The sequence below is a fragment of the Roseobacter insulae genome (genome assembly GCF_019375555.1).
Classification (GTDB): domain Bacteria; phylum Pseudomonadota; class Alphaproteobacteria; order Rhodobacterales; family Rhodobacteraceae; genus Roseobacter; species Roseobacter insulae.
This window is the reverse complement of the sequence record NZ_JAHXDN010000005.1, coordinates 238,257-252,141: the sequence shown is the minus strand read 5'-3', so window position 1 is coordinate 252,141 and position 13,885 is coordinate 238,257. Positions and strand designations below refer to the sequence as shown.

Genomic DNA, 13,885 nt, shown 5'->3' with positions numbered 1-13,885 from the left:
ATGACGAAGATCAAATCTGTCCGTACACGTGTCTGGAACTGGACTGGCCCGACAGTTCCGCCGCAGGGTAATTTCTGTACCAATGCATCCGACGCGCTTTGGATCATGGGGGATGCCATGGCCTCCTTCCGGTTCCACCAATGGCTGACCTGCGAGGTGGAAACAGAAGACGGCACGATCGGGATCGGCAATGCCGCCCTTGCGCCGACCGTGGTCAAGAAGGCGATTGACGACTGGTATGCACCGCTGGTGATCGGCGAGGACCCCTTCGATTACGCCTATATCTGGGAGAAGATGTATCGCCGTACCCATGCCTGGGGGCGCAAGGGCATCGGAATGACGGCGATTTCCGCCATCGACATCGCGATCTGGGACCTGATGGGCAAGCTGGTGAACAAACCCGTGTTCAAGCTTCTGGGCGGGCGCACGAAAGAGAAGATCCCGGTCTATTACTCCAAGCTCTACGCCGACAGCATTGAAGCGATGCAGCGCGAAGCCGAAGAAGCGGCCAGCCATGGCTATCAGGCGTTCAAGTCGCGCTTTGGTTTCGGCCCCAAGGATGGCATGGCGGGCATGCGCGAAAATCTGAAGCGGGTCGAAGCGCTGCGCGAGGTGCTGGGCTATGACGTGGACCTGATGCTCGAATGCTACATGGGCTGGACCCTTGACTACACGAAGCGCATGCTGCCCAAGCTGGCGCCGTTCGAACCGCGTTGGCTGGAAGAACCGGTAATCGCCGATGATGTGGCCGGATATGCCGAACTGAACGCCATGGGAATCGTACCCATTTCCGGCGGCGAGCACGAGTTCAGCGTGATCGGCTGTGCCGAGCTTATCAACCGCAAGGCGGTCAGCATTCTGCAATATGATACCAACCGTGTGGGCGGCATCACGGCCGCGCAGAAGATCAATGCGATTGCAGAGGCGGCTCAAATCCCGGTCATTCCGCATGCCGGTCAGATGCACAACTATCACCTGACAATGGCCAACACGAACTGCCCGATCAGCGAGTATTTCCCGGTTTTCGATGTCGAGGTCGGGAACGAGTTATTTTACTATATCTTCGAGGGCGATGCCGAGGCGGCGGGCGGATATCTGCAACTGGATGACGACACGCCGGGTCTGGGCATCTCGATCACCGACAAACACCTGGACCATTTCGAGATCACAGAATGACCAGCTACACCGGCATATGGCCCGTCGCCCCGACGCCCTTCAACGACGATGGCACGGTTGACCTTGAGGGCATGAAACGGGTGCTTGATTGCCTGATCGATCAGGGCGCGGATGGGATCTGCGTGCTGGCAAATTTCTCCGAGCAATTCCTGATCTCTGATGCCGAACGCGAGGTGCTGGCGCGGCTGAGCGTGGAACATGTCGCGGGCCGTGTGCCGGTGATCGTGACCATCAGCCATTACGCAACCCAGATCGCCGTGGAGCGTGCGCAATTTGCCAAGGATCTGGGTGCGGATATCGTGATGATGATGCCGCCCTATCACGGCGCGCTGCTGAAAGGCACGCCTGAACAGAGCTTCGAGCAATTCGCCGCCGTGGGCGAGGTGGGCATTCCAATCATGGTGCAGGATGCGCCGCTTTCCGGTGTTGACCTGCCGGTGCCGCTTTTGGTGCGCATGGCGCGGGAGATTGAGGCGGTGAAACTCTTCAAGATCGAATGCCCGCGCGCGGCGAATAAAATCCGGTTGCTGATCGAGCAGGGTGGGGATGCCATCGAAGCCCCATTCGACGGTGAAGAGGCGATTACCCTTTTGGCCGATCTCGACGCAGGGGCCACGGGCTCCATGACCAGCGGCATGATTGTCGATCAGATCAAGCCGGTCATCACGAAACATCATGCAGGTGATATCTCCGGCGCGACAGAGGCCTATGGGCGTGTGGCCATGGCGATCAACCATGAGAACCGGCAATGCGGCTGGCAATCCTGCAAGGCCGCCATGGTCGAAGGTGGCGTCATTAAGTCCGAGTTCTGCCGTCATCCGATCCCACCGCTGCATCCGGCGATCCGTGCTCGGTTGATTGATCTGCTGCGGCCTCTGGAACCGCTGGTCCTAAGATGGGGGAAGTAAGATGAGTGAGAGCGCCTGGACAAATGAACTACGCGCATTCGTAGAACTGAAACCGCGGCAGTCCCTGGCGATGGAGGCGGCCGACAACCTACGCGAATTCATCCTGCTGGGCAGGCTGGCGCCGGGGATGCCGGTGCGAGAACGGGATCTGGCCGAGGCCTTTGGGATCAGCCGTACGCCCTTAAAAGAGGCTCTGCGCATTCTTGAGGCTGAAGGGTTGATCGTTTACGGCCCCACCCGCCGCCCGCGCGTGGCGGATCCGTCGCTGGATGAAATCAACGATTGGCTGCGGGTGCAGGGTGCTCTGGAGGCTCTGGCGGGAGAGCTGACTTGCGCACAGGCGACCGACGCGCAGCTGGCAAAGATCGAAGACATCAATACCTCAATCAAAGAGGCACGGGACACAAACGGGCAACTGGAGGCGTTTCGCATGGACATGCGGTTCCACGAGGCGATTGTGGCGGCCTCCGGGAATGAGGCTCTGGCCGAAACCCACGCGACCTACAACGCGCGGCTCTGGCGGGTGCGGTTTTTGTCATCGCAACGGGTGGCCAGCCGCGAGGCTACGCGAAACGAACATCTGGTGATTGTCGAGGCCCTCAAGGCGCGCGATGCCACCGCCGCGCGCAAGGCGCTGAAGAACCACCTGCGCACGGCTGAAATCAACATCGCCGCCGCAATCGCCGAGATTGAAACCGCCAGGGAGGCCGATTGATGCGCCCGAGACTTGCCATCGTCCCCGGCGACCCCTCCGGTATCGGGCCGGAACTGATTGCGAAGCTTCTGCATGTCGGGGGCGTGCGCGAGGCCGCCCATATCCTGCTGGTCGGTGACGCACATCTGTGGCTGCGCGGTGCGGAACAGGCCGGGGTCGAGGTGCCGCTGAACACGGTCGGCGAGGCTGATGTTGGCGCGTTTGAAGGGCTGGCGCATCTTGACCTTTCGACCATCCAACCCGGCGCTGTGAGAGTCGCCGAAGTCACCGTAGCAGGCGGCACCACCTCGCTGCGCTGTCTGGACAAAGCGCTCGATCTGGCGCAGGCGGGCCATGTGGACGGCGTTCTCTTTGCGCCGTTCAACAAGGCGGCAATGACCTCCGCCGGACTCAACGCCGAGGATGAGCACCGCTACATGGCGCGCTATCTGGGCTTTGAGGGGTATCATTCCGAAATCAACGTGCTTGACGATCTGATGACAACGCGGGTCACCAGCCATATTGGCCTGAAAGACGTGGCGGCGAACATCGACGGCCCGGGTATTCTGCGCGCCGTTGAACTGGCCCATGACACGCTGGTGCGCGCCGGCAAGACGCGGCCTCATGTGGCCGTTGCAGCCCTGAACCCCCATGCGGGCGACAATGGCAAGTTCGGGCGCGAGGAAATCGACGTGATCGAACCGGCGGTCAGGATCTGCCAGGAAAGGCAGATGAATGTAACGGGTCCCTGGCCCTCGGACACGGTTTTTCTCAAGGCCATGCGCGGCGAGGTCGATGCCGTGGTGACCATGTATCACGACCAGGGCCAGATCGCGATCAAGCTGATGGGGTTCGAGCGCGGGGTAACGGTGGCGGCCGGTCTGCCGATCCCCGTGGCCACCCCTGCGCATGGCACAGCTTTCGATATCGCGGGTCAGGGCGTCGCCAATGTGGGCGCGACCCGGCAGGCATTCAAACTGCTCGTGCGTATGGCCCAGAACGCAAAGAACGCCGCGGCTTGACATCGCCAAGACCAAACACTGCACAACGGGATACCCCAAGATGAGCTATACACCGCACGGAAAACATCTGATTGCCGGAGAATGGGTCGCAACCGATGAGACCTTTCCCTCTGAGCCTGCCCATGGCGCGGCCCACGCCTTCTGCATCGGAACAACCGATCTGGTCGACCGGGCGTGCAAGGCCGCCGAAGAAGCGTTCGGGACCTACGGCACCAGCACGCGCGAGACCCGCGCGGCGTTTCTGAACGCCATCGCGGATGAGATTGAGGCCTGTGGTGACGCCATCACCGAGATCGGTACGCAGGAGACCGGTTTGCCAGCCGCGCGGCTTCAGGGCGAACGGGGGCGGACCACGGGACAATTGCGTCTCTTTGCCGAGCATATTCTGCAAGGCGACTACCTGGATCGCCGCCATGATGCCGCCTTGCCCGACCGCGCGCCAATGCCGCGCCCGGATCTCAAGATGATCCAGCGGCCGATCGGCCCCGTTGCGGTCTTTGGTGCGTCAAACTTCCCGTTGGCCTTTTCGACGGCGGGCGGGGACACGGCCGCAGCCCTTGCGGCGGGATGCCCGGTTGTGGTCAAGGGCCATTCGGCGCATCCCGGCACCGGCGAGATCGTGGCTGAAGCCATTCACGCCGCGATCCGGACATCCGGCATGCCCGCTGGTGCCTTCAGCCTCATCCAGGGCGGCAACCGCGACGTGGGCACGGCACTGGTGCAGCACCCCCTGATCCGCGCCGTGGGCTTTACCGGCTCGCTTGCCGGGGGCCGTGCCCTGTTTGACCTCTGCGCCGCCCGCCCCGAGCCGATCCCGTTTTTTGGCGAGCTTGGCTCCGTCAACCCGATGTTCCTGCTGCCCGAGGCTGCCAGTACCCGCGGCGCAGAGATCGGCACCGGCTGGGCGGGCTCTCTGACCATGGGGGCGGGGCAGTTTTGCACCAACCCCGGCGTCGCGGTGGTCTTGCCGGGCGCCGATGCGTTCATCGCCGCTGCCGAGGCCGCTTTGACAGACGCAGGTGCGCAGACCATGCTGACCGACGGCATCGCCGATGCATACCGGCTGGGTGTGGCGCGCGTTGCTGATGGCGCGACAGAGCTGTTGGGCACGGCCTGTGAGGGGCGCGAGGCCAAACCGTATCTTTACAAGATCTCGGCCAAGGACTGGCTGGCCACCCATGACCTTCAGGAAGAGGTCTTCGGACCGTTGGGCATCATCGTTGAAGCCGAAAGCCTGGATCAAATGGCCGGCATTGCCCGTGCGATCCAGGGCCAGTTGACCTGTACGCTGCATATGGATGACGGCGACATCCGGGCGGCGCACACCCTGCTGCCGCTGATCGAGCGCAAGGCGGGCCGCATCCTGGTCAACGGCTTTCCCACGGGTGTGGAGGTCTGCGATGCGATGGTGCACGGCGGCCCATACCCGGCTTCGACAAACTTCGGCGCCACCTCCGTGGGCACCCTGTCGATCCGCCGCTTTCTCAGACCCATTTGCTACCAGAACCTGCCGGACGCGCTTTTGCCGGAAGCCTTCTGATCGTGACAGCACCCGGTCGCCACGCCGGGTGCGGTTTCTCTACGAACCGTGGCATGGGAGGATAAAATGACATCATTCAAGTTCACATTCGCCGCCGGACTGACGGCACTGGCAACCCTTGTCGCCGCACCGGCAATGGCTGAATACCCTGAGCGCCCTGTCACGATCATCGTGCCTTGGGGCGCGGGCGGTGGCACGGATACCATCATCCGTATCTTTGCGGTGGGGTTTGAGAAAGAGATGGGCCAGCCCATCAATGTCATCAACCGCACCGGCGGCTCTGGCGTGGTGGGGCATTCGGCCATCGCCAATGGCACGCCCGATGGCTACACGCTGGGTGCCTGCACGTCTGAGATCACCTATTTCGAGACGGTTGGACTGGCGGACATCACTCCTGCCAGCTACGATCTGATCTCGCGGCTTGCAACGATCCCGGCTGGTGTGACCGTCGCGGCAGACGGCCCATTCGGTTCGGTTGAAGAGGTGATCGAAGCGGCCAGGTCAGGTGAGCTGACCTCCTCGGGATCAGGTCTTGGCGGACCATGGCACATGGCCGTCGCAGGCATGATGAAATCCGCCGGAGGTGCTGCCGACACGGTCAAGTTCATCCCCTCCAAGGGCGGAGCACCGGCGCTGCAGGACCTTGTGTCTGGTGGCATCAGCATGTTCACCGGATCGCCCATCGAGGCGCGCGCGCTTGCGGATGCGGGCGAGGTGAAGATCCTGGGCATCATGGCCGATGAACGCTCGCCCGCCTTCCCGGACGTGCCGACACTAAAGGAAAGCGGTGTGGACTGGTCGCTGACCAACTGGTTCTCCCTCTGCGCGCCGTCCGGGTTGCCGGAAGACGTGAAGGCAAAGGTGGAGACAGCAGCCAAAGCTGCGCATGGCTCGGAGGCTGTGCAGGAGGCCTTGGCGCAACGCGGGATCACACCGCTCTTTGACGGATCCGAGGCATTCTCGGTCTTTGCTGCCGAGTTTTCCGGCGCAGCCAAAGAGCTGCTGACCGATCTCGGCATCGCCAAGTAAGTCAGGGCCTTTGGGACGGTTCACACCCGCCCAAAGGCGCGCCGCCATGCAGTTTTCAAACCGCTTCATTGGCATTGTCGCTGTTATCGGCGCAATTGCCATCGTCTATGGCACCTTCGGGTTTCGAGCGATACCGGGCCAACAGTTTGGCTCGGCGTTTTTCCCGCGCATTACCGCAGGGTGTCTGGCACTGGTCGGTGTTGCAATGGCCTGCGGCAGCCCCAGCGGACCGTGGATCACCCTGCCGGACTGGATGCGGTCGCACCGCGCTCTGCGGGCGGCAGCCTTGCCGCTCGGAGGGATCACGTGGGTCCTGCTTGCACCATATTTGGGCTTCATACTGGCCACGGGTTTGCTGATCCTCGCTCTTGTGCTCGTGACCGGCGGTCGGCTGCTGGCCGGGCTTGGTGTGGCGGTTGGGTTGAGCCTTCTGTTGCACGTGATTTTTAGCGTCCTGCTGCGAATCCCGCTCCCCTTTGGGCTGGTGGAAGGGTGGTTCTCATGAGCATTCTGACAGAGGCTCTGGCGCTGGTCTTGCAAGCCGATGTGCTGATCACGGTGATCCTCGCGAGCCTTCTTGGGCTGACCATTGGTGCCATTCCGGGGCTCACGGCTGTGATGGGGGTTGCGCTTTTGATCCCGATCACCTTCTTCATGGACCCTGTGCCTGCGATTTCGGCCATTGCGGCACTGGCAGCCATGGCGATCTTTGCGGGTGATATTCCCGGCGCGCTGCTGCGCATTCCGGGCACCCCGGCGTCGGCGGCCTATGTGCAGGACGCCCACGCGATGGCGAAACAGGGCCAGCCGGAGCGCGCCCTTGGACTGTCCATGGCGGCGGCCTGCGTTGGCGGCGTGATCGGCGTGATCCTTTTGATGGTCGCGGCACCCTTGCTGGCGAAATTCGCAACCAACTTCTCATCCGTGGAGTATTTCTGGCTGGCCCTGCTTGGGCTGAGCTGCGCCGCCATCGTCTCGACAGGGGCGCCGCTGAAAGGCGTGCTGTCGCTGCTCTTCGGTCTCTGGGTGGCGTCCATCGGCATCGACGAGGTGGCGGGCCAGCCGCGCTTCACCTTCGGGTCGACCGAACTGATGGGCGGGGTCAGCTTCATCCCGGCGATGATCGGCATGTTCGCGATCCCGGAGATCCTGCGCAACATCACGCAAACCCAGACCAAGATCACACCGCCCACCATGGGGCCGGTGTTTCGGGGTCTCGGGACGACGCTTGCGCGACGCAGGACCAACCTGCTGCGCGGCAGCCTCACGGGGTCCATGATCGGTGCCTTGCCGGGGGCCGGGGCGGATATCGCGGCCTGGGTGGCCTATGCGGTGGCCAAGCGCCGTTCGAAGACGCCCGAAAAATTCGGCGAGGGCCATGATGAGGGCATCATCGAAGCAGGGGCTGCCAACAATGGCGCGCTCTCCAGCGCCTGGGTGCCAACGCTGGTTTTCGGCATCCCAGGCGATAGCATCACGGCCATCGTGATCGGTGTGCTCTATCTCAAGGGGTTGGAGCCCGGCCCGATCATCTTCACCAAGACGCCTGAACTGGTCTATGCGATCTTCATCGCATTCTTTCTGGCCAACCTGCTGCTCATCCCTTTTGGCTGGCTCATTATCCGGGCATCGCGCCATCTGCTGACAATCAAAGCGGCCTACTACCTGCCAGTGGTGTTCGCCTGCTGCATCGTCGGCAGCTTTGCGATCAACAACACCGCCTTCGGCGTTGTCGTCATGCTGCTCTTCGGGCTGATCGGGTGGCTGTTCGAGGAAAACGGCATCCCCGTGGCTCCCGCCATTCTTGGTATCGTTTTGGGTGGCATGCTTGAGTTCAATTTCGTCACCTCGATGCTGAAATCGGATGGTGATCTGCTGATCTTCGTCTCGCGCCCGATTGCCACGGCCTTGGGGCTGACAGTGCTGGCCGTCTGGATCTGGCCCCTTGTTAAACTCGTGCGGATCCGCACATGAGACTGATCGACGCCCATCACCACTTCTGGGACCCGGACCGAAACTATCACCCGTGGTTGCGCGACGCGCCGATGATCCCCTTCCGCTATGGGGACTATTCGGCGATCCGGGGCCGTTTCATGGCTGCGGAGTACGACGCGGCCGCGGGCGGCTGGGATGTCGTGGCGAGCGTCACGATGGAGGGGGAGTGGGACCCGGCCGACCCGACCGGAGAGGCGCTGTGGATGCAGGGTGTCGCGGATGCCACGGGACGCCCCGCAGCGCATGTGGCCCAGGCCTGGCTGGATCGCGATGACCTGAGTGCCGTGCTGGACGCGATCGCGCCGCTGCCCATCGTGAAATCCGTCCGCCACAAACCCCGCGCCAATGCCGCCCCCGGGGGAGCACCCGGCGGGATGAACGATGCGGCCTATCGCCGGGGCTTCAAAAAGCTTGCCAAAGCGGGACTGATGTTTGACCTGCAAGCGCCCTGGTGGCACCTGAGCGAGGTGCCCGCGCTGGCCGATCTGGCCCCGGAGGTGCCGATCATCCTCAACCATACCGGCCTGCCATCAGACCGCTCAGCAGAAGGGCTGGCGGGCTGGCGCGCCGCGATGGAGGCGATTGCAAGGCTGCCGCAGGTGGTTGTCAAAATCTCGGGCCTTGGCCTGCCGGATCGTCCGTGGTGTCTGGAAGACAACCGCGAAATCATCCGCCGGACCATTGATATCTTTGGCCCTGACCGCGCCATGTTCGCCTCGAATTTTCCGGTGGACGGGCTCTGCGGGTCTTTCGACACAATCTTCTCAGGCTTCGACATCGCCACCCAGGATTACGGCGAACCCGCGCGTGACGCGCTTTTTTTCGGCACTGCGGCACGCATTTACGGCATCGGCATGATGCCAAACGACAACAGAAGGAGGAATACATGAAACGACGCAGCACACTGAAAACACTGGGGCTGGCCCTGGCTGGGCTGACCCTTGCCGGCACGGCTTTCGCACAGGAAGTCACGCTGCGGTTTGGCCATTATGCCAAACCCGGCGACACGGCCTATCTGGCGGCGGAACACTTTAAATTCACGGTCGAGAACATGACCGGCGGGAACGTCGAGGTGTCACTGCACCCGGCAGGCGAGCTTGGTAATTCGCCGACCATGCTGGAAGGGGCGCGGCTGGGTTCGATCGACCTTGTGTTGGTCGGCAACCCCTATTTCACCGCCTTTGCCCCGCAGGTGAACCTGCTTGATCTGCCGTTCCTGTTTCAGTCGGCTGAACACGCCTACGCGGTGATGGATGGTGAGGTGGGCGAGGCGCTGATGTCATCGATCAACCAGTCGAACCTGCAAGGGCTTGCCTTCTGGGAGATCGGCTTTCGCAATCTGACCAACAACACGCGGCCCGTCGCGACGCCTGCGGATCTTGCCGGTCTGAAATTGCGCACCACGCCCAATCCGGCTCATTTGGAGGCGTTCCAGATCCTCGGCGCAAACCCTGCACCGATGCCGTTTTCCGAAGTCTATTCAGCGCTGCAGACCGGCACGATCGACGGTCAGGAAAATCCCGTTAATCATATCTACGCCTCCAAACTGCATGAGGTGCAAAAGCATCTGTCGCTGACGGCGCATGCCTATACGGCAGCGCCCTTGGTGATGAACTATGGCCGGTTTGCCAAGCTCAACCCCGAGTATCAGCAAGCGCTGCGTGTCGCGGCCAAACTCTCTGCGTCCTATGAGCGCGCGCTGAACGCGGCGAAGGAAGAGGGCAGCCTGCAGGCGATGATCGACGCCGGTGTCGAGGTCGTTAGGGTGCCCGACGTGGCCGCTTTCCGTGACGCGGTCGCAGAGCAAACACGCGTGGCCTATGTCGAGAAGTTCGGCGACGCGTTGCTGCAAAAAGTCGATGCGTTGGCCAGATAAATGACGGGTCTTGTAACTCTGGTGGTGCGCCTGTGGCGCATCATCGTGGGCGGGTTGATGTTGGCGGTGGTCGTTTTGACCGTCAGTCAGGTCTTTGCCCGCTATGTCCTGAACAGTTCGATCATCTGGGCCGAAGAGGCGAATCGGCTGCTTTATGTCTGGGTGATCCTTCTGGCCGCTGCCGGGGCGGATCACATGCGCATCGGGCTGATTGCGGACAAACCCCGCCTGCGGCCCGCGCTGGCACGGCTTGGCGTGATTGCGGGGGTTGCTGCTCTGGGGCTGGTCGTCTGGGGCGGGTGGACGATGCATGCGGTCTTTGGCTCTGACCGATATTTGACACTTGGCATCTCAAAGTCGTGGTACTTCTGGGCCGCGATCCTGGGTGGATCATTCTGGGCGGTCGTCCTCGTCTGGCGCAGCCTTACTCCCCCGCGCGAGGAGCCCGGAGTATGACGCTTCTGGTTTTGCTTGGTGCGATGATCGGGCTGTCGCTTCTGGGTGTGCATCTGGTCTTTGCGATCCTGCTGTCCTCGACGCTGGCGCTTCTCATCTATCGTGATTACGTGCCGCTTGAGATCATTGCGCAGCTGTTTCTGTCGGGGATCGACAATTTTCTGCTTCTGGCGGTCGGCTTCTTCTTTCTGGCCGGAGAACTAATGAACCGCGGCGGCGTGACACGCCGGATCGTCGCTTTCGCCGAGGCCTGCGTCGGTCATATCAGAGGCGGGCTTGGCCATGTCAACGTGGCCTCGTCTGTGTTTTTCTCCGGCATCTCCGGCTCGGCCGTGGCCGATACCGCGGCCATCGGATCGGTGATGGTGCCCGCCATGGAAAAGGCCGGGTTTTCGCGGGGCTTCGCGGCGGCGGTAACGCAATGCTCAAGCGTCATTGGCCCGATCATTCCGCCCTCGATCCCGATGATTGTCTATGCGGTGCTGGCCCAGCAATCGGTGGGCAAGATGTTTCTGGCGGGCATTCTTCCCGGACTTCTGGTGGCGCTTTGCCTGATGGTGATGGTCTATGTCGTCGCGCTCAGGCGCGGGTATCCGGCAGGGCACTGGCAGGGCTTTGGGGCCATCCTGCGCGCGGGGGCGTCTGCGCTGGTGGCGCTGGCGACGCCCGTGATTATCGTCGGCGGCATTCTGGGCGGCGTCATGACCGCGACCGAGGCAGGTGCCGTCGCCGTGGCCTACGCCTTTGCGGTCGGCAAATTCTGGTTCCGCGAACTGACCTGGGCGGGGTGCGGCGAGGCGTTGGTGGTCGCCGCAAAAGGCAGCGCGACGGTCCTGGTTATCGTCGGCGCCTCGTCAGTCTTTGCGTGGATCGTCGCAGATCTGAAGGTTTCCACTACGGCGGCAAACCTGATCTTTTCCATCAGCGATGATCCGTTCTGGGTGCTCGTCATGGCCATGATCTTCGTCCTTTTGATCGGCCTTTTCATGGACCCGCTCGCAGGTCTTGTGGTGACGGTGCCGGTTCTGTTGCCGATCATGCAGGACATCGGCGTTGATCCTATTCATTTTGGCGTCCTGATCGTGCTGAACCTGATGATCGGACTGACCACGCCGCCGGTGGGCTATCTGATCTATCTGTCTGCCTATATTGCAAACGAAAAACCAGAGGTGGTGATCCGGGAAAGTCTGCCGTTTCTCGGCGCACTCTTTGCGGCCCTGGTCCTGTGCCTGTGCTTTCCTGCGCTCGTCCTGACCTTGCCGCAGTTCTATTCGGGAGGATGACTGTGATTTATGACCTGACCATGCCCATGGAAACCGGCCATTTTCGCTGGCCGCTTGAGCGCAAGAGGAATGGTGATTTTGCGGTGGGTGACGTCTTCGAAGTCACTTCCTTCGGTGTCTCATGCCATGCGTTCACCCATCTCGATGCGCCCTGCCATATGGTTCCGGGTGGGTTGACGACCGACGCGCTGGAGCTGTCGAACGTGATGGGACAGGCAGCGGTGATCAACCTGTCGGACATTGCGCCGAACGAGGAAATCACCGCCCGGCATCTGGACCGGGCAGCGGCGCATCTGCGTCCAGGTCAGATTGCCCTTTTCCGCACCTGCTGGGACACCCAACGGGATTGGCGCAGGTCGGAGTATTGGCGCGACGCGCCTTATCTGTCCGCCGAAGCCTGCCACTGGCTGCGAGAGCGCAACCCGACCTCTGTCGCCTTTGACTTCCCGCAGGACCACACGATCCGCAGGGTGCTCGCCGGCGAGATGCCACCGATTGAAGAGCACGTCTCTCACGACATTTTGTTGCGCAACGGGATCACGCTGATCGAATACCTGACCGGCACGATGCAACTATCCGAAGAGACCGTCCAATTCGCGGCCCTGCCTCTGAAGCTGCCCACCAGCGATGGCGCCCCGGCGCGTGTCGTCGCCTGGGCTGGCTGAGGTTGGGGCGCTCTGGCTGCGGTACATCCCGGGCGATCGGGATTGCTCAATCCGGTCGATGCGGACCGGCAGATCACCCTTGAGACCGTGACATACAGCCCGCGCAACAACCGCCTGTCCCTCAGGATGCGCGGCTACGACGTATTGCCTCTCGACAGTTCCAGATAGAAGATCTCACGTATTTTTTCCGCCGATCGGGTGTCGATAGACTGAAGCAAGGCCCTTGCCGCGACCTCGCCAAGTTTCAAGCGTTCAACATGTACGGTCGTCAAGCGTGTCCGGACGGCATGTGCCAATGATGTTCCGTTGAATGCCGCAACGGCCACCTGTTCGGGCACGTGGTACGAGGTCTCGTGAAGCCAGGAGAGCCCGCCGGTCGCCATTGCGTCGTTCAGGAAATATATGGCGTCCGTGTGCGGATGTGTTTGCATCAGGTCGGCAACCAGCGTCCGGCCTGTACCCGGCTGCCGCGGCAAGTCCTCAGCAATCACTTCGACCAGATCCAGCCCCGCCTCGATGATGGTCTGTCTGAACGTTTCGAACCGACGGGCGGCGCATATGTCCTTTCCCAATTCGGCTCCAATATATGCAGGCTGTTTGACGCCCCGGTCGATGAAATGCTGCGCCGTCAGACGCCCGGCATTGGCGTGATCGGGTGCGACGCAACCATCATAGTGTTCGTCTTCCTCATCCCAGATCTGAATGATCGGACATGCCCAGCTTTCCAGCAACTGGTCGGCCTTGGCCGTTCTGTGTATCCCGCCGGTCAGGATGATTCCAGCCGGCTGCATCGAGAGGACGGTTTGAATGATCGTCTCTTCGGTTTGCGGGTTCAAATGCGACTCTCCGATAAATGTCACATATCCTTCCGGGCGCAGCACATCGTTGATACCGGCCACGACCTCACCAAACACCGCGTCGTTGATTGATGGCAAAACGACAGCGACGATGTTGCTTGATCTCGAACTCAAGGAACCGGCGAAAAGGTTGGGGACATACCCCAGATCGCTTGCCGCCAGTTTGACCCGTTTTCGCGTTTCTTCAGAGATGCTCCCGGTGCCGCGCAACACCTTTGACGCGGTCATCTGACTGACGCCTGCGCGCGCCGCGACATCAGCCAGTGTTATTCTCTTTTTGTGCATTGCCGGTCCGTTCATGCGCGGAGCGTAGTCTCAAATCCCGCCCCGGACAACACATCGCCATGCAAAGGTGGGATAGTTGACTCAACGTTAGGTTATCGA

The 13,885-nt window shown here is 61.8% G+C and carries 14 protein-coding genes; 13 read left to right on the top strand and 1 reads right to left on the bottom strand.

Features of this window, described 5'->3' with window-relative positions:
• From KX928_RS18355 to KX928_RS18295, 13 genes are all read left to right on the top strand, one after another.
• Complete coding sequence (locus KX928_RS18355) at positions 1 to 1,176, top strand: L-rhamnonate dehydratase (protein WP_219505611.1); 1,176 nt, start codon at positions 1 to 3, stop codon at positions 1,174 to 1,176.
• Entirely contained in the window at positions 1,173 to 2,084 is a 912-nt protein-coding gene (locus KX928_RS18350; protein WP_219505609.1) for a dihydrodipicolinate synthase family protein, read from the top strand. The genes KX928_RS18355 and KX928_RS18350 overlap by 4 nt, the downstream gene beginning before the upstream one ends.
• A 1-nt stretch (position 2,085) precedes the next feature.
• A complete protein-coding gene (locus KX928_RS18345; RefSeq protein WP_219505607.1) occupies positions 2,086 to 2,799 on the top strand; it encodes a GntR family transcriptional regulator in 714 nt (237 codons plus the stop codon).
• Entirely contained in the window at positions 2,799 to 3,800 is a 1,002-nt protein-coding gene (locus KX928_RS18340) for a 4-hydroxythreonine-4-phosphate dehydrogenase PdxA (RefSeq protein ID WP_219505605.1), read from the top strand. Before KX928_RS18345 ends, KX928_RS18340 begins: the two co-directional genes overlap by 1 nt.
• A 40-nt stretch (positions 3,801 to 3,840) precedes the next feature.
• The gene (locus tag KX928_RS18335; protein ID WP_219505603.1) at positions 3,841 to 5,340 is read left to right on the top strand and encodes an aldehyde dehydrogenase (NADP(+)); all 1,500 of its coding nucleotides are present in this window, start codon (positions 3,841 to 3,843) and stop codon (positions 5,338 to 5,340) included.
• Between the two features lie 66 nt (positions 5,341 to 5,406).
• Entirely contained in the window at positions 5,407 to 6,369 is a 963-nt protein-coding gene (locus tag KX928_RS18330) for a Bug family tripartite tricarboxylate transporter substrate binding protein (RefSeq protein ID WP_219505600.1), read from the top strand.
• Positions 6,370 to 6,415: 46 nt separating this feature from the next.
• Entirely contained in the window at positions 6,416 to 6,874 is a 459-nt protein-coding gene (locus tag KX928_RS18325; protein WP_219505598.1) for a tripartite tricarboxylate transporter TctB family protein, read from the top strand.
• On the top strand, positions 6,871 to 8,343 hold the full coding sequence (locus KX928_RS18320) for a tripartite tricarboxylate transporter permease (RefSeq protein WP_219505597.1): 1,473 nt from the start codon (positions 6,871 to 6,873) through the stop codon (positions 8,341 to 8,343). Before KX928_RS18325 ends, KX928_RS18320 begins: the two co-directional genes overlap by 4 nt.
• Entirely contained in the window at positions 8,340 to 9,254 is a 915-nt protein-coding gene (locus KX928_RS18315) for an amidohydrolase family protein (RefSeq protein ID WP_219505595.1), read from the top strand. The genes KX928_RS18320 and KX928_RS18315 overlap by 4 nt, the downstream gene beginning before the upstream one ends.
• Positions 9,251 to 10,240 (top strand): DctP family TRAP transporter solute-binding subunit, encoded by a 990-nt coding sequence (locus KX928_RS18310; protein WP_219505593.1) that lies wholly within the window; start codon positions 9,251 to 9,253, stop codon positions 10,238 to 10,240. The genes KX928_RS18315 and KX928_RS18310 overlap by 4 nt, the downstream gene beginning before the upstream one ends.
• Positions 10,241 to 10,696 (top strand): TRAP transporter small permease, encoded by a 456-nt coding sequence (locus KX928_RS18305; protein WP_219505591.1) that lies wholly within the window; start codon positions 10,241 to 10,243, stop codon positions 10,694 to 10,696.
• Complete coding sequence (locus tag KX928_RS18300; protein WP_219505589.1) at positions 10,693 to 11,979, top strand: TRAP transporter large permease; 1,287 nt, start codon at positions 10,693 to 10,695, stop codon at positions 11,977 to 11,979. Before KX928_RS18305 ends, KX928_RS18300 begins: the two co-directional genes overlap by 4 nt.
• A gap of 2 nt (positions 11,980 to 11,981) precedes the next feature.
• Entirely contained in the window at positions 11,982 to 12,644 is a 663-nt protein-coding gene (locus KX928_RS18295; RefSeq protein ID WP_219505587.1) for a cyclase family protein, read from the top strand.
• Between the two features lie 134 nt (positions 12,645 to 12,778).
• Here KX928_RS18295 and KX928_RS18290 read toward each other — a convergent pair whose 3' ends face one another.
• Positions 12,779 to 13,786 (bottom strand): LacI family DNA-binding transcriptional regulator, encoded by a 1,008-nt coding sequence (locus tag KX928_RS18290; protein WP_219505585.1) that lies wholly within the window; start codon positions 13,784 to 13,786, stop codon positions 12,779 to 12,781.
• Positions 13,787 to 13,885 lie beyond the last annotated feature (99 nt).

What these genes read in the sequence shown, in the direction of transcription:
- KX928_RS18355 (WP_219505611.1), top strand. Translation starts at nt 1, where the DNA reads ATGACGAAGATCAAATCTGTCCGTACACGTGTCTGGAACTGGACTGGC.
- KX928_RS18350 (WP_219505609.1), top strand. Translation starts at nt 1,173, where the DNA reads ATGACCAGCTACACCGGCATATGGCCCGTCGCCCCGACGCCCTTCAAC.
- KX928_RS18345 (WP_219505607.1), top strand. Translation starts at nt 2,086, where the DNA reads ATGAGTGAGAGCGCCTGGACAAATGAACTACGCGCATTCGTAGAACTG.
- KX928_RS18340 (WP_219505605.1), top strand. Translation starts at nt 2,799, where the DNA reads ATGCGCCCGAGACTTGCCATCGTCCCCGGCGACCCCTCCGGTATCGGG.
- KX928_RS18335 (WP_219505603.1), top strand. Translation starts at nt 3,841, where the DNA reads ATGAGCTATACACCGCACGGAAAACATCTGATTGCCGGAGAATGGGTC.
- KX928_RS18330 (WP_219505600.1), top strand. Translation starts at nt 5,407, where the DNA reads ATGACATCATTCAAGTTCACATTCGCCGCCGGACTGACGGCACTGGCA.
- KX928_RS18325 (WP_219505598.1), top strand. Translation starts at nt 6,416, where the DNA reads ATGCAGTTTTCAAACCGCTTCATTGGCATTGTCGCTGTTATCGGCGCA.
- KX928_RS18320 (WP_219505597.1), top strand. Translation starts at nt 6,871, where the DNA reads ATGAGCATTCTGACAGAGGCTCTGGCGCTGGTCTTGCAAGCCGATGTG.
- KX928_RS18315 (WP_219505595.1), top strand. Translation starts at nt 8,340, where the DNA reads ATGAGACTGATCGACGCCCATCACCACTTCTGGGACCCGGACCGAAAC.
- KX928_RS18310 (WP_219505593.1), top strand. Translation starts at nt 9,251, where the DNA reads ATGAAACGACGCAGCACACTGAAAACACTGGGGCTGGCCCTGGCTGGG.
- KX928_RS18305 (WP_219505591.1), top strand. Translation starts at nt 10,241, where the DNA reads ATGACGGGTCTTGTAACTCTGGTGGTGCGCCTGTGGCGCATCATCGTG.
- KX928_RS18300 (WP_219505589.1), top strand. Translation starts at nt 10,693, where the DNA reads ATGACGCTTCTGGTTTTGCTTGGTGCGATGATCGGGCTGTCGCTTCTG.
- KX928_RS18290 (WP_219505585.1), bottom strand. Translation starts at nt 13,786, where the DNA reads ATGCACAAAAAGAGAATAACACTGGCTGATGTCGCGGCGCGCGCAGGC.